The organism is Propioniciclava sp. LT432, assembly GCF_059515965.1.
The window spans coordinates 38,413-58,236 of sequence record NZ_JCAKNE010000007.1; the positions used below are offsets into that span (position 1 = coordinate 38,413).

Consider the following 19,824-nt stretch of genomic DNA (forward strand, 5'->3'; position numbering starts at 1 on the left):
CGTCGACGGACGCGATCAGCCCTTCACGCCACCGGCCGTCAGGCCCGCCACGATGTACTTCTGCAGGTACATGAACAGGACGATGATCGGGATGGCCGCGATCACGGCCGCGGCCGCGAACAGCGACCAGGGCGCGTTCCGCTCGTCGGACGCCCACACGTAGAGGCCGACGGCCAGCGTGTAGTTCTCCGGACGCGCCAGGACCAGCTTGGCGAGAATGAACTCGCCGTACGTGCCGACGAACGACAGCAGGCCCACGACGGCCAGGATCGGCGTCACCAGCCGCATGATGATGCCCCAGAAGATCTGGGCGTGCGTCGCCCCGTCGATCTTGGCCGCCTCGTCCAGGTCGGCCGGGATCGTGTTGAAGAAGCCGTACATGAGGAACGTGTTCGCGCCCAGCGCCCCGCCCAGGTACACGGCGATGAGGCCCCACAGGGACTCCAGGCCGAGGAACGGGTAGATCTCACGCAACGTGAGCAGCAGCAGGAAGATGGCGACGAACGCGAGCATCTGCGGGAACATCTGGACGATCAGCAACGCGGTCAGGCCGCCGCGGCGTCCCTTGAACCGGAACCGGCTGAACGCGTACGCCGCGGACGCCCCCATCAGCACCGTCCCGATGGCCGTGACCGTCGAGACGATGAAGGAGTGCATCATCCACTGCGGGAACCGCGTGTCCGTGACCAGGCGGACGTAGTTGTCGAACGAGATCTTGGCGAAGAGCTGGTTCGAGCCGGTCAGCGTGCCGCCCGGGTTCAGGGACGCCGACAGGATGTAGAGGATCGGGAACACGCAGAACGCGATCACGACCAGGGCCAGGACGTGCTTCCAGCCGACCTCGGCCCACCACCGGACGCCCCGCACCTGCGGCTTGTTGGCGTTCTCCAGCTTCACCTTCGTCTGGGTGCCCATCACATGATCTCCTCGAGCTTGCGGGTCTGGCGGAAGCCGAGCCACGAGATGAATCCGACGATCAGGAAGATCAGGATCGACATCGCGCTCGCCAAGCCGTACTGCTTGACACCCGACTCGAACGCCACGGCGTAGACCATGGAGATCAGGATGTCGGTCTCACCGATCAGCACCGGTGCGCCGGGGTAGTTCGGGCCACCGCCGGTGAGCATGTAGATCAGCGAGAAGTTGTTGAAGTTGAAGGCGAAGGACGAGATCAGGAGCGGCGCCACCGAGACCATCAACAGGGGCAGCGTGATCGACCAGAACCGCCGGATCGGACCAGCGCCGTCCATCATGGCCGACTCCTTCAGCTCGTTCGGGATCGACTGGAGCGCGCCGGTGGTGATGAGGAACATGTACGGGAAGCCCAGCCACAGGTTCACGAGCAGGATCGACAGCTTCGCCAGGTTGCCGTCGGTGAGCCACTCGACGGGGATCCCGCCCAGGAGCGTCTGGTTGACGATGCCGAAGTCCTTGTTCAGCATGCCCTTCCAGACCAGGGCGGCCAGGAACCCGGGGAAGGCGTACGGCAGGATGAACAGCGCGCGGTACAACGTCCGGCCCTTCACCCGCTCGTCGTTGAACACCACGGCCAGGAACAGGCCGAGCGCGAAGGTGGTCAGCACCGACGCGATCGCGAACACGAACGTCCAGGCCAGGATCGACAGGAACGGTCCCGACAGGCGGCTGTCGGTGAACATCGTCGTGAAGTTCTGGGCTCCGACGAACACGCGCCAACCGGGGGTGAGTTCGGAGCCGTCGTCCGCGACGAACACGCCGCGGCGCGGGTCGGCCTTGTAGAGCTTGCCGTCGGCACCGGTGAACGTGTCCGCGGCCCGGTCGTAGGTGAGCGTCGACTTGGCGGTATACGCCATGGCGCCGTTGTCGGTGCGCAGCCAACCGTCGTTCGGGTCCTGGGAGATGTTCACGCGGAGCGCCAGGACGTCGTCCTGGCGGTTCCGGATGTCGGCCGGCTGCAGGACGGTGGCGCCGGGGACCTCGGTCACGCGCGTGCCCTGGACGACCGCGCCCGGGGCGTCCGCCAACGGCTGGTCGGCGGTGCCGGCCTTGGCCCTGCCGCCCTCGACGACGGCGAAGCCCAGTTCACCGGCCCTGTCGATGATGGTGACCGGCAGGGTCGGGGTGCCCTCGACGCGGCGATCCGAGGTGCGCAGGATCTGGGTGATCGCCGGTTCCTTGGTGTCGTTGTGGCCGTCACCGTAGTTGGTGAACGCGACGTAGGCGGTCGAGCCCATCACGTACACCTGGTACACCAGCAGGAACACCAGCCCGGGCATGAGGTACTTGGCGGGGATCGCCCGCTTGGAGAAGTAGACGTAGTCGGCGACGACCAGCGTCGCGGCGAGGAAGGCGAGGAGCCACCACGACTGCTGCGCCCAGGACGCCATGATCCCGTAGAGACCGAACGCGTTCACCAGGGCCATCAGGACGAGCTTCACGTAGAAGCCGGGCCGCGTGAGGTCGCGCGCGTGCGACAGCCCCGTCGAGGGCTTCTTCGGAGGGGCCGCGGGCTTGGAGTCCGAGACCTGCAGCTGCGTGCTCAAGGGAATCCCTTCCTGGTCGCTTCGTTGCGTGAGGTGGTGGTGTTCGTGGCCCAGTCTGGACCGGAGATGGGTTGCGCGGGGCGAGACGCGCCGCGCAACCCGTTGTCAAGCCATGGCGATCAGAACTTGGCCTTGATGTTCTCGTTCATCGTCTTCCAAGCGGCGACCGGGTCAGCGGCCTTGCCGTTGATGATCGAGACCTCGGTGGCGCCCCAGAAGGACCAGACCGCGGCCATCTCGGGGATGGCCGGCATCGGCTGGCCGTCCTTGCCCGCCTCGGCGAAGCCGGCGAGGATCTCGTCGGAAATGCCCTCGACGGCCTTGGTCGAGGCCGGGGTGCGGCCACCCAGCTCGAAGAGCTTGGCCTGCGCCTCGTCGGAGGCGACGTAGTCGAGGAACTGGTTGGTGAGCAGCGCGTTCTCCGACTTGGAGGACAGGTAGACGCCCTGGACGCCGAGGAACGGCGCGGACGGCTTGCCACCGGCGGACGGGACCGGAAGGACGGAGATGTCCATGCCGGCCTTCTTCCAGTCGGAGGTGTTCCACGGGCCCGTGATGATGTACGGGCTCTTGCCGTCGGCGAACGCCTGCTTGGCCTGGTCGCCACCGATGGAGGCGTTGAGGGCGCCCTCGCCGGCCAGCTTCTTCAGGTACGTCGCGAAGGCCTCACCCTCGGCGCCGGCCATGCCGAGCTCGGTGGTGTACTCGCCGTTGGAGTCGGACTTGAAGACCGGGGCGCCGAACGACGTCTGCACCGGGTAGAGGTGGTAGGCGTCGCCGTTCTCACCCTGCTGGATCAGGACGGGGAACTCCTTGCCGGACTCCTTGCCCTGCTTCACCAGCTCGTCGAAGGTCGCCGGGGTGTCCTTCACGATGGCGTTGTTGCGCACCAGCGCGATGTTCTCGATGGCGTAGGGGACGCCGTAGAGCTGGCCCTTGTTGGTGAAGGCCGCCTTGGAGATGTCGGAGAGGCCATCGACCTTGTCGCCGAGCTCGACCGGCGCGATCACGCCGTTCTTGACGAGGTCGCCGGTCCAGTCGTGGGCGCCGACGATGAGGTCGGGACCCTGGCCGGTCGGGGCCTGGGAGATGAAGTCGGTCTTGACGTCGGCGGTGGGCTTCTGGACGACGTCCAGCGTCACGCCGGACTCCTTCTTGAAGTCCGCGCCCAGCGTCTTGAACGCCTCGATGCGGGTCTCGTCGGTCCAGATCGTCAGGGTGCCGGCGTCGGCGGGGACGGTCGCGGACGCGGCCCCGGTGGGCTGGGCCGGCGTGGTGGCGGGGGTTCCGGTGCTGCCACAAGCGGCGAGGCTGAGCGCCACTCCCGCCGCCAGCAACGAAACGATGCTCTTGCGCATTGGTTTCTCCTTCATGAGGCGGCTCCCATGCCTGCCCCGTGGGTTGGCACCACCGTATCCGACGACCTTGCAAGTTTCATAGAGTCTTTCGTAACGAATTCATCACCTTGCGTGACTTTTGCGGCGTCGTGCGCCACTGTTGACCCACTGGGAAGCGGTCGTGGCGGGTTTTCGTGCTCCTGCATGCGCCGGCCTTGCAACGATTTCATCGTGACCGCCTCCACCCACTCAGGGGAGAGAAGGGACCCATGACGACCAAGGCACGCCTGTCCGACCTGGCGAAGGCAGCCGGCGTCTCGACGGCGACGGTGTCGCGCGTCCTGAACGGCAAGCCCGGGGTCCGCTCCGACACACGTGACGCCGTCCACGCCGCGGCGGCCTCACTCGGCTACGCGCTGGAGCGGCCGAGCGCACGGCGTCCGGCACCGGTGGCGATCATGCTGCCCGAACTCTCGAACCCGTCCTTCACCGCCTTCGCCGAGATCCTCGACTCACTGCTGTACGCCGCGGGCGTCCGCACGTTCGTGTGCCCGGCCGGGCCGACCGGCATGAGCGAGGAGCAGCACCTCGCCGCCCTGCTGGAGACCAACCTCGGCGGGATCGTGTCGGTCAGCGGGATCCCGGCCAACAACACCCTGTCCCTGGACCCGTACCGCAAGGTGATCGCGCGCGGCATCCCCACCGTGTTCATCAACGCGCCCACGACGGAACTGGCCGCCGGTTTCTACTCCTGCTCCGATGCGGAGGCCGTGTCCGCCTCGGTCACCCACCTGCGAACGCTCGGGCACACGCGCGTCGGCCTGGCCGTGGGCAGCGAGCGCTTCACCCCGACGCGCCGGAAGGTCGCCGCGTTCCAGTCGCTCGGCTTCGGGCCCGACAGCATCGAGCTTACGACGTTCACCGCCGAGGGGGGCCAGGTGGCCGCCGGTCGGCTCATCGAGTCGGGCCACACGGCCATCGTCTGCGGTTCGGACCTCATGGCACTCGGCGCGATCCGCGAAGCGCGGGGGCGTGGCCTCTCGGTGCCGGAGGACCTCTCGGTGGTCGGCTTCGACGACTCACCCCTCATGGCGTTCACCGAACCCGCACTGACCACGATCCGGCAGCCGATCCGACCGATCTGCGAGGCCGCCGTCTCGGCCCTGCTCCGCGCGACCACGGACGGCACGCCACCGGATCCCACGGAAGTCATGTTCCACCCCGACCTGGTCATCCGGCGTTCGACGGGCCCCGTCCCCGTCCGACAGGCCTGAGTGCGGCAGACGGGCCACCCGCCCGGCGCTCGAACTCCAGCAGCCACCTCTTCCGGTCGACACCGCCCGCGTAGCCGGTCATCGCGCCCGACGCGCCGACCAGCCGGTGGCAGGGCACGATGATGCTGATCGGGTTGCGGCCCGTCGCAGCCCCCACGGCCCGCGAGGCCCCCGGACGCCCCAGGTCGGCCGCCACCTCGCCGTACGACCGGGTCTCCCCCGCCGGGATCGCCGCCAGGGCCGCCCACACCTCGCGCTGGAAGGCGGTGCCGCGCGGGGCCAGCGCCACGTCGAAGGTCGTCCGCTCCCCCGCGAAGTACTCGTCGAGTTGGGCCACGGCGTCCGCCGCGACGCTGTCGTCGCGGTCGCCCAAGGATGCGGGGTCGGGGAAGTACTTCTGCCCGTCGGTGTAGAGGGCGCACAGGGCTCCGGCGTCGTCGACGACGAGCGTCAACGGGCCCACGGGGGAGTCGATGGTGCGGTGCTTCATGAGTCCTCCTGCGGCAGGTGGTTGATGGGATGGTCGAGGACGGCCCACAGGTACTGGGTCGCGTGGGCGCGCCACGGACGCCAGCGCCGCGACGCCTCCCCCACGTCGGCGATGCCGAGACGCTCGGCGGCCTTGACGACGCCCAGGTCACGCGCGGGGAAGGCGTCCGGATCCCCCAGCGCCCGCATGGCCACGACCTCGACGGTCCAGGGGCCGACGCCCGGGACGCGGCCCAGCGCGGCGCGCGCCTCGTCGCGATCGGCACCGGCCGAGAGGTCCACCGCCCCGGACGCCAGCGCCCGGGCCAGCGCGGTCAGGGTCGCGCGACGGGACGACGGGCCGGCGAAGGCGTCAGGCGTCAGGTCGGCCAGCGCGTCCGGCGTGGGGAACAGGTGGGTGAGGCCACCTGCCGGATCGTCGATCGGGACGCCGTGGGCGCGGACGAGCCTGGCGCCGTGGGTCCGCGCCGCGGCGGTGGAGACCTGCTGGCCGAGCACGGCCCGGATCGCGAACTCGTCCGGGTCGACCGTCCTCGGGACCCGGCGTCCCGGTGCACCGAGCACCAGCGGGGCCAGGGTCGGGTCGGCGGCCAGGGCCGCGTCGACCGCCACCGGGTCGGCGTCCAGGTCGAGCAGCCGGCGGCAGCGGGAGATCGCCGGGGTGAGGTCACGCAGGTCGGCGAGGTGCAACGTCGCGGCGACGTGGTCGGCACGCGGGGCGAGCTCGGCGATGCCCGGCCCGTGGGGCAGGCGCAACGTGCGGCGGTAGGCGCCGCGTCTCCACTCCTCCACACCCGGGATCGCCGTCGCCGCGAGGTGCCCGAACACGTTGGAGGGGTTGAACGGCTGGCGGAAGGCCAACCGTAGGGAGATCTCCTGGCGTGGTGCGCTCGGGCTCGACCCGGTGGCCCGCCGGGGGCCGGCGGCCGTGCCGCGGACCTGCGACGGCGTCATCGCGAAGGTCTGGGCGATGGTGTCGTTGAACGAGCGGATCGAGGAGAACCCCGCGGCGAAGGCGACCTCCGTGATCGGCAGCGCCGTGGTCACGAGCAGGATCCGTGCGGTGTGGGCGCGCTGCGCGCGGGCGAGCGCCAGGGGGCCGGCCCCGAGTTCGGCCAGCGTGAGGCGCTGCACCTGCCGGACCGAGTAGCCCAGGCGCGCCGCGAGCCCGTGCACCCCCTCCCGGTCCACGACACCGTCGCCGATGAGCCGCATCGCGCGTCCCGTGATGTCGGCACGGACGTCCCACTCGGGCGACCCGGGGACGGCGTCCGGCCGGCAGCGCTTGCACGCCCGGAATCCGGCCGCCTGGGCGGCCGCCGCGCTCGGGTGGAAGGTCATGTTGCGCGGGGCGGGCGTCCGGGCCGGGCAGGAGGGCCGGCAGTAGATCCCGGTGCTGGTCACACCCGTGAAGAAGCGGCCGTCGAACCGCGCGTCGCGGCTCGCGACGGCGGCGAGGCAAGTCTCCAGGTCTGGTACCACGCGTCCATCATGAGGGACGCGGCACGCCACGCCTAGCAGGAATACGACATGGCAGCGGGCTAGTGCCAGCCCTCGTCCGGCGCCGGGGCACGGACGGCGAGGACGCCGGGGCGCACCTCGCACTCCATGGTCCGGACACGCCCCACGCCGTCCCCGTCGAGTTCGCCCTCGACTGGATGCTCCAGCCGGACGTCCACCTTGGTCGCCTGGGTGCGCCGCACGGAGGGGTGTCCGAACCGGTGCCCGGTCACGAGGTCCACGAGGACGCCACCCCAACCGAACAGCCCACGAGGGGCGACGACCAGCGCGTCGAGCAGGGCGTCGTCGACCTGCGCGTCCGGCATCAGGCGGGCTCCCGCGGTGAGTTCGCCGCAGTTGCCGACCATGACTGTCCGGGCGTGCCGGCTCCTGGCGGGATGTCCATCCGCGCTCAACTCGACCCGGAAACCGTTGCCCACCAGCGCCCGCGCCCCCGTCAGGACATAGGCGAACCAGCCGACCTTCTTCTTGACGCCCTCGTCGACGTTGGCCATGACCTCGGCGTCCAGCCCCACCCCGGCGGCGACCAGGAACACCTGGGGGTCACCGTCGTCGAACGACACGCGCCCCACGTCGATCCGCCGGCTGTGGCCGGCGAGCGCGATGCGGAGGGCCGGCTCGAGGTCGAGCGGGAGGCCGAGGTTGCGGGCGAGCAGGTTGCCGGTGCCGCCGGGGAGCAGGCCGAGCGGGACTTCGTCGCCGCCGTCCGGGGCGCCCTCCTCGAGCAGGCCCTGGGCGACCGACCGGACCGTCCCGTCCCCACCCAGCGAGCACACGACCGTCGCCCCGTCACGGACGGCCTGCCTGGCCATGCTCGCGCCGGGATCCTCGGGCGTCGTCTCGTACCAGGCCGGGTCCCCCGATCCCTGCTGGTGACAGAGGCCCGCGACCTCCTGCTTCACCGCGTCGAGGTCGTCGAACTTGGACGGGTTGACGACGATGGCGACCTTGCCTGCCTGGCTCATGGTGATGAGCCTAGTGGGACCCCCACCCCGGCGGGAGGGCAACGGGCGGCACGAAGTGGCGGGGCCACACGGACGTGGATACCGTCACCGGTGCGGGGCGCGGCGCCGGTCGTGCGCCACGAGCGTCGGGAGGGGAGGGACATGCTGGACGTGTTGTCGGCGACGGTCCCGATCTTCCTCGTGGTGGGCGTGGGCTTCCTGTGCACCCGCTTCGGCATGTTCGAGCGCCAGGACATGGCGATCCTCAACCGCTTCGTCGTGAAGATCGCCCTGCCACTGCTGGTCTTCGTCAACGTGTCGGGGCGCAGCGCCGCCGAGATCTTCAATCCTGCCTACCTGCTCACCTACGCCGTGGCGGCCCTGATCATGTTCGTGCTCGCCCACCTGTGGGTCGCGGCCCGCAAGGCACCCGCGATCCGGGCGCCCTACCTGAGCATGGCGATGGGCGGCACCAACAACGGTTTCATCGGGATGGCGATCTTCCTCATCGCGCTGCCCGACGTGGCCGGCATCGCCGTGGGCATGGACATGATCATCGACAACGTCCTCATCATCCCGTTGGTGCTGTTCCTGGCCGAGAGGGCGATGCACGCCGGCACCGACTCGACCGCCCTGCGCACCCTGGGCCGCTCGCTGGCCTCGGTCATCACCCAGCCGATGGTGCTGGCGATCATCGCGGCCCTGGTCCTCAACGGGCTGGGCGTGACGCTGCCCGCGGTGCTGGACCGGTCGGTCCGACTGCTCGCCCAGGCGTCCTCGGGTGTGGCCCTGTTCGCCATCGGGGGGCTGCTCGTGGGCCTGAGGATCGGCGGCATGCTCGTCGAGGTGGCGTTCTCCCTCGTCGGCAAGCTGGTGGCCATGCCCGCGATCGCCCTGGGCCTCGTCCTGGCGTTCGAGGCGATCGGGTTGCCACCCATGTCGAGCGATCTCAAGGCCGCGGCGGTCATCACCGCGGCGCTGCCCACCTTCTCGATCCTGCCCGCCTTCGCCGCCCGGCACGGCGAGGAGGACTGGGCCACGGTGGCCACCATGGGTGGCACGGTGCTGTCGTTCGTCACGATCAGCGTCTGGATGGGCCTGCTCACCGTGGTGGGCTGGCTCTGACCACTCTCGCGCCCGGCGGGGCCTTGGTTCAGCTTGTGAGTGAGCACTCACTCACGTAGTGTTGTCGCGTGACACGTGCACCACGCCTGTCGCCCGATGAGCGCCGGAGCGCCCTCATCGAGGCCACCATTCCCCTGTTGCTGCAGCACGGCTCCAGCGTCTCCACCCGGCAGATCGCCGAGGCCGCCGGGGTCGCCGAGGGCACCATCTTCCGCGTCTTCGACTCCAAGGAGGATCTCGTGCACGCCTGCGCCGCCCAGGTGCTGGCGCGTGACGGGCTCGCCGAGAGCCTCGCGAACCTCCCCACCGACGTCGACCTCGCGACGACCGTCGCGCTCATCGGGCGGGCCCTGTCCGTCCACATCAACGACGTCCGGACCGTCGTCGCGCTCCTGCACGAACAGGGGCGCGGCCGGCTCTCCTTCCACGACCACGTCCCCGGGCCCTCGGGCGGACCGGCGGCCCCCGAGGCGTCCAGCACCTGCGAGCGTCCGGACCCGCGCGTCGTGCACGAGGCCGTGGTCGCGACCGTGGCGTCCGCCCTCGCCCCCCACGCGGACGCCCTGCGCACCACCCCGCGCGTGGCCGCCACCGCCCTCATCGCCCTGACCTTCGGGGCGGGGCACACGTTCGCCGGGGATCCGGCGCTCACCGACGTCGAGGCCCTGACCGACCTCATCCTCCACGGAATCCAGAAGGACGCCTGATGCTCCTCCGCACGCTGCGCGAGTACTTGAAGCCCTACCGGGGCAACATCATCCTCGTCATCCTCCTCCAGCTGGTGGCCACCGCCGCCAGCCTCTATCTCCCCACGCTGAACGCCCGGATCATCGACGAGGGCGTCGCCAAGGGCGACACCGGCACGATCTGGAACCTCGGCGCGATCATGCTCGGCGTCTCGCTCGTCCAGATCACCGGCCAGGTGACGGCCATCTACTTCGGCGCCCGCACCGCGATGGGCTTCGGGCGCGACCTGCGCGCGGCGATCTTCTCCCGCGTGCTGTCGTTCTCGACCCGCGAGGTGAACAACTTCGGGGCGCCGTCCCTCATCACCCGCACGACCAACGACGTCCAGCAGGTCCAGATGCTCGTCATGATGACGGCGTTCATGATCGTCCAGGCGCCGATCATGATGGTGGGCGGCGTCTTCATGGCCCTGCGCGAGGACGTCGGACTGTCCTGGCTCATCGCCGTCGCCGTCGTGGTGATGGGCACCATCATCACCGCGATCCTGCTCCAGGCGCTGCCCCTGTTCCGGCAGATGCAGATCCGCATCGACACCCTCAACCGGGTGCTCCGCGAGCAGATCTCGGGCCTGCGCGTCATCCGCGCCTTCGTGCGCGAGCCCTACGAGAGCGTCCGGTTCAACGACGCCAACCGCGAGCTCACCACCACGTCCCTGCGGGTCGGACGCCGCATGCTCACGTTCTTCCCCGTGGTGCAGTTGGTGATGGCCGCCTCGTCGGTGGGCGTCATGTGGTTCGGCGGCCTCCGCGTGGACGCCGGCGAGATGCAGATCGGCCAGCTCACGGCGTTCCTGCAGTACCTCACGATGATCCTGATGAGCGTGATGATGTCGACGATGATGCTGATGATCGCCCCGCGCGCCCAGGTGTGTGCGGTACGCATCCAGGAGGTGTTGCAGACGCGGTCGTCGGTGGTGCCGCCGGTCGATCCCGTCACCGAGACCACCGCCCGCGGCCAGGTGCGCTTCGAGGACGTCTCCTTCGCCTACCCGGGCGCCGAGGAGCCCGTCCTCGCGGACATCACCTTCACCGCCGTCCCCGGCCAGACTCTCGCCTTCATCGGGTCGACGGGTTCGGGCAAGTCGACGCTGGTGAACCTGATCCCGCGCCTGTTCGACGCCACGGGCGGCCGGGTGCTCGTCGACGGCGTGGACGTCCGGAACCTCGACCCCGAGGTGCTGTGGGGGTCCATCGGCCTGGTGCCGCAACGGCCCTACCTGTTCACCGGGACGGTGGCGTCCAACCTGCGCTACGGCAAGCCGGACGCCACCGACGAGGAGCTGTGGCACGCCCTCGAGGTGGCGCAGGCGCGCGACTTCGTGGAGCGCATGCCCGGCCAGCTGGACGCCTCGATCGCCCAGGGCGGCACCAACGTCTCCGGCGGCCAGCGCCAGCGGCTCTCGATCGCACGCGCCCTGGTCGCCAAGCCGGACGTCTACATCTTCGACGACTCGTTCTCCGCGCTCGACGTCGCCACGGACGCCCGCCTCAGGGCCGCCCTGGACGGCGAAACGCGGGACGCCGCCGTCATCATCGTCGGCCAGCGGGTGGCGACCATCGCCGGCGCCGACCAGATCATCGTCCTCGACGAGGGACGCATCGAGGCGGTGGGGACCCACGAGCAGTTGCTCGCCACCAGCCCGACGTACGCCGAGATCGTCGAGTCCCAGTTCCAGGCCGAGGAGGCAGCATGAGCACGAACCCCCAGGTGGCCCAGGGGCGCGGGGCCGCGCAGCCCCACAAGGTCACCGCCGCCCCGGAGCGCCCCACTCACGGGCCCCAGGTCCGCGGCCACGGCCCGATGGCGAGCGGGCCCGCCGAGAAGGCCATCAACTTCGGTCCGTCCCTGCGCCGCCTGCTCGCCGTGCTGCGCCCCGAGCGCCCCCTGATCGTGGTCGTGATTGTCCTCACCGCCATCGCCGTGGTGGCGAACGTGGTCCAGCCGAAGATACTCGGCGACATGACGAACCTGCTGTTCGCGGGCCTGCTCGGGTCGAGGCTGCCGGCCGGCGCGTCGCTGGAGCAGGTCGTCTCCGGGCTGCGTGCCCGCGGCGAGAACACGTTCGCCGACATGCTGGTGGGCATGGGGGTCACTCCCGGCGTGGGGGTCGACTGGGACGCGGTGGCCCGGGTCGGCCTGCTGGCGCTCGCGCTGGCCGTCATCGGCGGCCTGCTCATGTGGGCGTCGGGGTGGCTCCTGAACGACGTCGTGCAGCGGTCGGTGTACCGGATGCGCGAGCAGGTGCAGGCCAAGCTCGACCGACTGCCCCTGAGCTACTTCGACCGCCAGCCCCGCGGCGAGCTGCTCTCCCGCGTCACGAACGACATCGACAACATCGCGACGTCGCTGCAGCAGACCCTGTCGCAGCTGTTGAGCAACCTGCTGACGCTCATCGGCGTGCTGTTCATGATGTTCTGGGTCTCCCCGGTGCTGGCCATCATCGCGATCGTCGCCGTGCCGGTCTCGATGGGCGCGGCCATGACCATCGGCAAGCGGTCGCAGGGCCGGTTCGCCGCGATGTGGAAGTCCACCGGCGACCTGAACGCCCAGATCGAGGAGGCCTACACCGGCCACGCGCTGGTCAAGGTGTTCAACCGGTCCAAGGAGGTCCAGGCCGACTTCGCCCGCGACAACGGCAAGCTCTACGAGGCGGCGTTCGGCGCCCAGTTCATCTCGGGCCTGATGATGCCGGTGATGTTCTTCATCGGGAACCTGTCCTACGTGGCCGTCGCGGTCGTGGGCGGCCTGCGGGTGGCGTCCGGCCAGACGACCCTGGGCGACGTGCAGGCGTTCATCCAGTACTCGCGGATGTTCACCCAGCCCATCACCCAGGTCGCCTCGATGGCGAACCTGTTGCAGTCGGGCGTGGCCTCGGCCGAGCGCGTCTTCCAGGTGCTGGACGCCGACGAGCAGGTCCCGGACGCCACCGGTTCCCTCCCGGAGCCGCTCCGCGGCCGCGTCGCCTTCGAGGACGTGGCGTTCTCCTACTCCCCCGACAAGCCGCTCATCACCGACCTGTCGTTCACCGCCGAGCCGGGTTCCACCATCGCGATCGTGGGCCCGACCGGCGCCGGCAAGACGACGCTGGTCAACCTGCTCATGCGGTTCTACGAGCTGGACGGCGGGCGCATCACGCTCGACGGCGTCGACATCGCGTCCGTCCCGCGGGCCGAGCTCCGCTCCCGGATCGGCATGGTGCTGCAGGACACCTGGCTGTTCGGCGGGACCATCCGCGACAACATCGCGTACGGCCGTCCGGACGCCGACGAGGAGGAGATCGTCGCGGCGGCGACCGCCACCTACGTCGACCGATTCGTGCACACGCTCCCGGACGGCTACGACACGGTGATCGACGAGGAGGGCTCGAACGTGTCGGCCGGCGAGAAGCAGCTGATCACCATCGCGCGCGCCTTCCTGGCCGACCCGTCGCTGTTGATCCTGGACGAGGCGACCTCCTCGGTCGACACCCGTACCGAACTGCTGCTGCAGCGCGCCATGGCCGCGCTGCGCACCGACCGGACGTCGTTCGTGATCGCCCACCGGCTCTCGACGATCCGGGACGCCGACGTGATCCTCGTCATGGACGAGGGACGCATCGTCGAGACGGGCACGCACGACGCGTTGCTCGCCGCGCGAGGCGCCTACCACGCCCTCTACCAGTCGCAGTTCTCCGGGGCCGCCACCGAGGAGGTCGCCGCCTGACCCGCCCTCACCCGCCGTGGCTGGCCAGCACCTCGTCGACGTCGGCCGCGGTCAGCGGAACCCCGGGGAACTTGGCGAACCGGCGCAGCGGGTGCGCCCCCACCACCGCGAACATCTCCGGCGACAGCGTCCAGCCGTCGGGGACGCGCTCCTGCAGGGCGGCCCAGGCCTCCTCGTCCGCCATCCACTCAGCGATGGTCGACTCGGCGTGCAGCGGCACCCGCGGCGCCGGCACGTCGAGTCGGAGTTCGTGCACCAGCGGCAGGTCACGCGAGTTGGGTCCCGCCTCGATGGTGAACAGGCCCGACTCGAGGACCCATCGACCGTGGACCTCCGACCAGAACGAGAACGCCCGGCTGTCCAGGGGCAGGGTGATGGTCCGGGACTCCCCCGGTTCGAGCCACACCTTGGCGAAGCCCCGCAGCTCGCGCGGCGGCCGCGGCACGGAGGCCGGGGCGTTTCCGACGTAGACCTGGACGACCTCGTGCCCGGCACGCGAGCCCGTGTTGGTGACGCTCACCTGGACGGCCACGCGGAGCTGGCCGGACGCCGGCGTCGCGAGCACGTTCACCGCGAGGTCGTCGTAGGAGAACCTCGTGTAGCCGAGCCCGAACCCGAAGGGGAACGCCACCTCGCGGTCGGCCGCGTCGAAACCGCGGTACCCGACGAACACGTCCTCGCCGTAGGTGACGTGTCCGGACTCGCCGGGGAACATCAACGCTGAAGGGTGGTCGGCCAGGCGGAGGGCCAGCGTCTCGGTCAGGCGTCCGGACGGCTCTGCGTCGCCGACGAGCACGTCGGCGAGCGCGAGCGCACCCGCCTGTCCGCCGAGCCAGCCCTCGATGAGCGCGTCGCACTGGTCGAGCCACGACGCGACCTCCACCGCCGCCCCGTTGGAGAGGACCACGACCATCGGCTTGCCCACCTCGGCGAGCTCGGCCAGCAGGGCGAGTTGCACGTCGGGCAGGCGCAGGTGGGTGCGGTCGATGCCCTCGGTCTCCTCGGCGTCGGGCAGCCCGAGGCACAGGACCACGACGTCGGCCGCCTCCGCCACGGCGACCGCCTCGTCCACCAGGCCGTCGTCGTACTCCCCGGACAGCAGGAACCCCGGCGCGAAGCGGACCGCCCGGTGCGCCGCCAGGGTGTCGACGAGCCGGTCGACGCGGGTGGCGTTGACCTTCGACGAACCGCCGCCCTGGAAGCGGGGCGTGCGGGCGAATTCGCCCACCAGCGCCACCTTGGCGTGGGGATCGAGCGGGAGGATGCCGTTGTTGGCCAGGAGCACCATCGATTCCCGCGCGGCCTCGCGCGCGAGCTGGTGGTGCGCGGCTTGGTCGACCGGGGCGTCGTCGCGCACGGCGTCGCTGGCGCGCTCGGTGAGCGCGAGCATGCGGGACGCCGACAGCTCGAGCACCTCGCGGCTGAGCTGCCCGGCCTCGACCGCGGCCACGATCTCGACGTCGGAGTTGCCCAGCTCGTGCGGCATCTCGAGGTCGAGACCGGCGACCAGGGCCTCCACTCGGTCGACCACCGCACCCCAGTCGCTGACGACCACACCGTCGTAGTCCCAGTCCCCGCGGAGGACGTCGGTGAGCAGCCACGGGTTCTCCGACACGAGCGTGCCGTTGAGGCGGTTGTACGCGCACATGACCGACCACGGGTGCGCCGCCGTGATGACCTTCTCGAAGGCGGGCAGGTAGATCTCGCGGAGGGCGCGCTCGGTGACGCGCGCGTCGACCCGCATGCGGTCGGTCTCCTGGTTGTTCGCCGCGAAGTGCTTCACACACGCCCCCACACCCTGGGACTGCATCCCGTAGACCAGGGCGGACGCCAGCGTGCCGGCCACGTGCGGGTCCTCGCTGAAGTACTCGAAGTTGCGCCCGCACAGGGGGGACCGCTTGATGTTGATGCCCGGACCGAGCACGAGGTCGACCCCCTGGGCCACGGCTTCGCGGCCCAGCGCGGCACCCACCTTCTTCAGCAGGGCCGTGTTCCACGAGGACGCCAACCCCACCGCCGGCGGGAAGCACGTCGCAGGGCGGGACGCACCGAGGTCGTTCGACTCGTCGACACGGAGGCCGTGAGGACCGTCGGACATCCTGATGCGCGGGACGCCGAGGCGCTCCAGTCCGCTCGTGTGCCAGTTGCCGTCACCGCAGACGAGCTTGGCGAGCTCCTCGGTGGTGGCACGGGAGATCACGTCGTCGACATCGAAGCCCATGCCCCATGGTCCCACGGCGTCCGGTCAGCCGAGGCCGACACCCACCAACGCGCCGATGCCGTACGTGATGGCCATGGCCAGGACGCCGCCCCCGACCACCCGCACGACGGAGGTGGCAACCGGCGCCCTGCCCACCCTGGCGCTGAACACGCCGGTGATGGCCAACGCGGCGACGACCGCCCCGACGGTGGCCCAGACGCGGACCCCGGGCGGGGTGAGCGCCATGGCGAGCAGGGGGATCAGGGCCCCCAGGACGAAGGCGCCCATCGAGGCCCATGCGGCGTGCCACGGGTTGACCAACTCGTCGGGGTCGATCCCCAACTCGGCCTCCGCGTGCGCGGCGAACGCGTCGTGCTCGGTCAGTTCCTCGGCGACCTGCCGGGCCAGCGCGGGCGAGAGCCCCTTGCCCTCGTACAGGCCGGCCAGCTCGGCCAGTTCCTGCTCCGGCAGGTGCTCCAGCTCCCAGCGCTCCTTCTCGAGCAGGGCCCTCTCACTGTCGCGCTGGGCGCTCACCGACACGTACTCCCCCACGGCCATCGACAGTGCGCCGGCGCTGAGGCCCGCGATGCCGGCGACGAGGATCGCGAAGGAGTCGGTCGTCGCGCCCGCGACGCCCATGACCATGCCGGCGACCGACACGATGCCGTCGTTGGCGCCGAGGACGCCGGCTCGCAGTTGGTTGAGGGTGGCCGCGGAGCCACCAGACTCCTGGGAGTCGTGGACGAGGTCAGGGTTGCCGGAAGCCGGGGTCATGCCCCGATTGTGTGCCGGGACCACCGCCCCGGCAAGCAAGGGATGCCTGCCCTGAGGCTGTGGTCAGGCCTCCAGGGCGACCGGAACGGTGGCGTCGGCGACGCGACGCAGGACGTCCTCGCGCTCCTCCTCGGTGAGCCCCGCCAGGGCTTCGTTCACGGTGTCCACGTAGAGGTCGAGGCGTGCGCGGGCGGGCGTGTAGAGCCACGCGCGCCCGTCGAGCCTGCGGGCCACGACACCCTTCTTGGCGAGCCGGTCGAGGACGGCCATCACCGTGGTGTAGGCGATCTCCCTGTCCTGCGCCAGCTCCTCGTGCACCTCACGCACGGGAGTGGGGGCGATGCGCGCCCACAGCACGTCCATCACCGCGTGTTCGAGGTCCCCGAGGATAGGCATGGACCCATGGTAACCGCAATCCGGCCAACTACGACACCAAGTAGTACTTTCTTCGTAGTAGATTCCGAGCCATGACCCCCGAAACGATCGCCCGTTGGCAGTTCGGCATCACGACGGTCTACCACTACTTCTTCGTGCCCGTGACCATTGCACTGTCGCTCATGGTCGCCGTCATGCAGACCGTCTGGTTCCGCACCGGCGAGGACAAGTTCCTCCGCCTCACCAAGTTCTTCGGCAAGCTCTTCCTCATCAACTTCGCGATGGGTGTGGTCACCGGCATCGTGCAGGAGTTCCAGTTCGGCATGAACTGGTCCGAGTACTCCCGCTTCGTCGGTGACATCTTCGGCGCCCCGCTCGCCCTCGAGGCCCTCCTGGCCTTCTTCCTGGAGTCCACCTTCCTCGGCCTGTGGATCTTCGGGTGGGACAAGCTGCCCAAGAAGCTCCACCTCATGGCCATCTGGCTCGCCGCCATCGGCACCATGTTGTCCGCGGTCTTCATCCTCGCGGCGAACTCCTTCATGCAGAACCCGGTGGGTGCCATCTACAACCCCCTCACCGACCGCGCCGAGATGAACGACTTCCTGGCACTGTTCGCCAACCCGGTCTTCCTGGCGACCCTGCCGCACACGCTGGCGGCGGCGTACATGACGGCGTCCGGCTTCGTGCTCGCCGTCTCCGGCTGGCACCTCGCCAAGCTGAACAAGGCCGACCGCACGGCCCAGGAGGACGCCGACGTCGACGCCTTCCGCTGGTCGGCCAAGTTCGCGGCCTGGATCCTGCTCGTCTCGGGCGCCGCCACCGTCCTGACCGGCGACTTCCAGGGCAAGGTCATGTACCAGGTGCAGCCCATGAAGATGGCCGCCGCGGAGGCGCTGTACGAGACGTCCGGCGGCAACGGCGAGATGGCTCCCTTCTCGCTGCTGACCGTCGGCACCCTCGACGGCACCGCACCGGTGTTCGAGCTCCACGTCCCGGGCGTCCTGGGCATCCTGGCCAAGGGCGACCCCTACGCCGAGATCCCGGGCATCAACAACCTCCAGGCGACCTACACCGAACGCCTGGCCGACGCCGAGTTCAACCTGCCGGCCGACGGCGGGACGAACGCCCTGCAGGCGGCCTACGCCGACAAGCTGCGGACGGTCGGGATCACCGACTTCACCCCGAACATCCCGGTCAGCTACTGGAGCTTCCGCATCATGATGACGCTGGGCTTCATCGCCATGGCGATCGGCGCGGTCTCCCTGTTCCTGCTCCGCAAGGGCGGGTTGCCCAAGCCGTCGCGCCTGTGGGACTTCCTGATGCTGGCGGTCGTCCTCGCCCCGCTGTTCGGCAACAGCGCCGGCTGGATCTTCACCGAGATGGGACGCCAGCCGTGGATCGTCGCGGGGGTGCTGCCCACGGCGTCCGCTGTTTCGCCCGGTGTCGGCGCCGGAACCATGCTCGCCAGCATGATCGGCTTCACCCTCCTGTACGGCGCCCTCGCCGTCGTCGAGGTCGGCCTGATGATCAAGTACGTCAAGCTCGGCCTGCCGGCCGAGGTGCCCCCCGTCGAGATCAAGGGTGAGGACGACGTCCTCTCCTTCGCCTACTGAGAAGGAGTTGAACTGACATGTTGCTCCCCCTCGCCGCTGAAGCCAGCAACCTCCAGGTCGTCTGGTACGTGTTGATCGCCGTCCTGTGGATCGGCTACCTGATCCTCGAGGGATTCGACTACGGCGTCGGCATGCTCATCCCCTTCCTCGGCAAGACCGAGAAGGAACGTCGCGTCATCGTGAACACCGTCGGCCCGCTCTGGGACGGCAACGAGGTCTGGCTGCTCACCGCCGGTGGCGCCACCTTCGCGGCCTTCCCGGGCTGGTACGCGACGCTGTTCTCGGGCCTCTACATCCCGTTCTTCCTCATCCTCGTCGGCCTCATCATCCGGGGCGTGTCCTTCGAGTACCGGGCCAAGCACCCGGACGCCCGCTGGCGCAACACCTTCGACTGGATGGCCGCCACCGGCTCGTTCGTCGTGTCGCTGGTGTTCGGCGTCGGCTTCGCCAACTTCATCATCGGCATGCCGGTCGCCCTCGCCGAGGGCTCCAACCACCTGCACGTCCTGACCGGCGGGTTCTGGAGCCTGTTCAGCCCCTTCGCCCTCCTGGGCGGCGTGGTGCTCGTGGTGCTGTTCCTGTTCCATGGGGCCAACTTCCTGGCGCTGAAGACCAAGGGCATCGTCCACGACAGGGCCAAGGCGTTCGCCACCAAGGCCGGCCTCGTGGCGATCATCGGCGGCGCCATCTACCTCGCGTGGGCCAACCTCGCGTACGGCATCGGCGTTCTGGGCTGGGGCCTCGCCCTGGCCGCCGCGGCCGGCCTGATCGGTTCGTGGCTGGCCGTCCGCTCCGGGCGTGACGGGTGGGCGTTCGTCGCCACCACCGTGACGATCCTGTTCGTCGCCGTCTGGATCTTCGTCCGCATGTGGCCGAACCTGGGCTTCGACAACTCCGGCTCCACCCTCCCGCTGGACCGGGTCACCGCGGCGTCCACCGATCTCACCCTGACGATCATGTCCGGTGCCGCGGTGGTGTTCGTCCCGATCGTGCTGGCCTACCAGGCCTGGACGGCGTGGATCTTCCGCAAGCGGATCAGCACCAAGAACATTCCGGACGACGTGGCAGCCGCCGTCTAGTCTGTGCCCGTGCCGAATCCCCACCACGACAGGGACGGCGTCCCCCCGGACGCCGTCCCTGTTGTTGCGTCCGGGGCGTCCGAGCCGGCCGGGGCGTCCGGGTCGGCCGGGCGGACGCGGAC

General features: G+C 69.9%; 16 protein-coding genes. 7 read left to right on the plus strand and 9 right to left on the minus strand.

What is annotated here, in order from left to right; all coding sequences use genetic code 11:
* Nucleotides 1–15 precede the first annotated feature (15 nt).
* The 3 genes from AC5YDV_RS05045 to AC5YDV_RS05055 all read right to left on the minus strand — a co-directional run bounded on the left by AC5YDV_RS05045 (nt 16) and on the right by AC5YDV_RS05055 (nt 3,880).
* Nucleotides 16–915: a sugar ABC transporter permease gene (locus AC5YDV_RS05045; protein ID WP_496182238.1), complete on the minus strand. Its 900-nt coding sequence runs from the start codon at nt 913–915 to the stop codon at nt 16–18.
* Nucleotides 915–2,522, minus strand: a complete 1,608-nt coding sequence (locus tag AC5YDV_RS05050) for an ABC transporter permease subunit (RefSeq protein WP_496182239.1) — start codon at nt 2,520–2,522, stop codon at nt 915–917. Before AC5YDV_RS05050 ends, AC5YDV_RS05045 begins: the two co-directional genes overlap by 1 nt.
* 119 nt (nt 2,523–2,641) lie before the next feature.
* The gene (locus AC5YDV_RS05055) at nt 2,642–3,880 is read right to left on the minus strand and encodes a sugar ABC transporter substrate-binding protein (protein ID WP_496182240.1); all 1,239 of its coding nucleotides are present in this window, start codon (nt 3,878–3,880) and stop codon (nt 2,642–2,644) included.
* A gap of 248 nt (nt 3,881–4,128) precedes the next feature.
* On the opposite strand from AC5YDV_RS05055, the gene AC5YDV_RS05060 reads away from it, so the two are divergent.
* Nucleotides 4,129–5,133: a LacI family DNA-binding transcriptional regulator gene (locus tag AC5YDV_RS05060; protein WP_496182241.1), complete on the plus strand. Its 1,005-nt coding sequence runs from the start codon at nt 4,129–4,131 to the stop codon at nt 5,131–5,133.
* On the opposite strand, the gene AC5YDV_RS05065 is transcribed toward AC5YDV_RS05060, so the two are convergent.
* The 3 genes from AC5YDV_RS05065 to AC5YDV_RS05075 are packed head-to-tail and all read right to left on the minus strand — an operon-like array spanning nt 5,090 to nt 8,108.
* Complete coding sequence (locus AC5YDV_RS05065) at nt 5,090–5,623, minus strand: methylated-DNA--[protein]-cysteine S-methyltransferase (protein WP_496182242.1); 534 nt, start codon at nt 5,621–5,623, stop codon at nt 5,090–5,092. The genes AC5YDV_RS05060 and AC5YDV_RS05065 overlap by 44 nt on opposite strands.
* Entirely contained in the window at nt 5,620–7,104 is a 1,485-nt protein-coding gene (locus tag AC5YDV_RS05070) for an AlkA N-terminal domain-containing protein (RefSeq protein WP_496182243.1), read from the minus strand. The genes AC5YDV_RS05065 and AC5YDV_RS05070 overlap by 4 nt, the downstream gene beginning before the upstream one ends.
* A 59-nt stretch (nt 7,105–7,163) precedes the next feature.
* Nucleotides 7,164–8,108, minus strand: a complete 945-nt coding sequence (locus AC5YDV_RS05075) for a diacylglycerol/lipid kinase family protein (RefSeq protein WP_496182244.1) — start codon at nt 8,106–8,108, stop codon at nt 7,164–7,166.
* 141 nt (nt 8,109–8,249) lie between these two features.
* On the opposite strand from AC5YDV_RS05075, the gene AC5YDV_RS05080 reads away from it, so the two are divergent.
* The 4 genes from AC5YDV_RS05080 to AC5YDV_RS05095 all read left to right on the plus strand — a co-directional run bounded on the left by AC5YDV_RS05080 (nt 8,250) and on the right by AC5YDV_RS05095 (nt 13,661).
* Nucleotides 8,250–9,212 (plus strand): AEC family transporter, encoded by a 963-nt coding sequence (locus tag AC5YDV_RS05080; protein ID WP_496182245.1) that lies wholly within the window; start codon nt 8,250–8,252, stop codon nt 9,210–9,212.
* A 68-nt stretch (nt 9,213–9,280) separates the two neighbouring features.
* Nucleotides 9,281–9,919, plus strand: a complete 639-nt coding sequence (locus AC5YDV_RS05085; RefSeq protein ID WP_496182246.1) for a TetR/AcrR family transcriptional regulator — start codon at nt 9,281–9,283, stop codon at nt 9,917–9,919.
* Nucleotides 9,919–11,652, plus strand: a complete 1,734-nt coding sequence (locus tag AC5YDV_RS05090) for an ABC transporter ATP-binding protein (protein ID WP_496182247.1) — start codon at nt 9,919–9,921, stop codon at nt 11,650–11,652. The genes AC5YDV_RS05085 and AC5YDV_RS05090 overlap by 1 nt, the downstream gene beginning before the upstream one ends.
* Nucleotides 11,649–13,661 (plus strand): ABC transporter ATP-binding protein, encoded by a 2,013-nt coding sequence (locus AC5YDV_RS05095; protein ID WP_496182248.1) that lies wholly within the window; start codon nt 11,649–11,651, stop codon nt 13,659–13,661. The genes AC5YDV_RS05090 and AC5YDV_RS05095 overlap by 4 nt, the downstream gene beginning before the upstream one ends.
* Before the next feature lie 7 nt (nt 13,662–13,668).
* Here AC5YDV_RS05095 and AC5YDV_RS05100 read toward each other — a convergent pair whose 3' ends face one another.
* The 3 genes from AC5YDV_RS05100 to AC5YDV_RS05110 all read right to left on the minus strand — a co-directional run bounded on the left by AC5YDV_RS05100 (nt 13,669) and on the right by AC5YDV_RS05110 (nt 17,031).
* A complete protein-coding gene (locus AC5YDV_RS05100) occupies nt 13,669–15,882 on the minus strand; it encodes a beta-glucosidase (protein ID WP_496182249.1) in 2,214 nt (737 codons plus the stop codon).
* A 24-nt stretch (nt 15,883–15,906) separates the two neighbouring features.
* The gene (locus AC5YDV_RS05105; RefSeq protein WP_496182250.1) at nt 15,907–16,635 is read right to left on the minus strand and encodes a VIT1/CCC1 transporter family protein; all 729 of its coding nucleotides are present in this window, start codon (nt 16,633–16,635) and stop codon (nt 15,907–15,909) included.
* A 63-nt stretch (nt 16,636–16,698) separates the two neighbouring features.
* Entirely contained in the window at nt 16,699–17,031 is a 333-nt protein-coding gene (locus AC5YDV_RS05110) for a BlaI/MecI/CopY family transcriptional regulator (RefSeq protein ID WP_496192404.1), read from the minus strand.
* A gap of 71 nt (nt 17,032–17,102) precedes the next feature.
* Between AC5YDV_RS05110 and AC5YDV_RS05115 the strand changes: the two genes are divergently transcribed.
* Both AC5YDV_RS05115 and cydB read left to right on the plus strand, forming a co-directional pair.
* On the plus strand, nt 17,103–18,623 hold the full coding sequence (locus AC5YDV_RS05115; protein ID WP_496182252.1) for a cytochrome ubiquinol oxidase subunit I: 1,521 nt from the start codon (nt 17,103–17,105) through the stop codon (nt 18,621–18,623).
* Nucleotides 18,624–18,643: 20 nt separating this feature from the next.
* Nucleotides 18,644–19,702, plus strand: a complete 1,059-nt coding sequence (cydB, locus tag AC5YDV_RS05120) for a cytochrome d ubiquinol oxidase subunit II (RefSeq protein WP_496182328.1) — start codon at nt 18,644–18,646, stop codon at nt 19,700–19,702.
* The last annotated feature ends 122 nt before the right edge of the window (nt 19,703–19,824 follow it).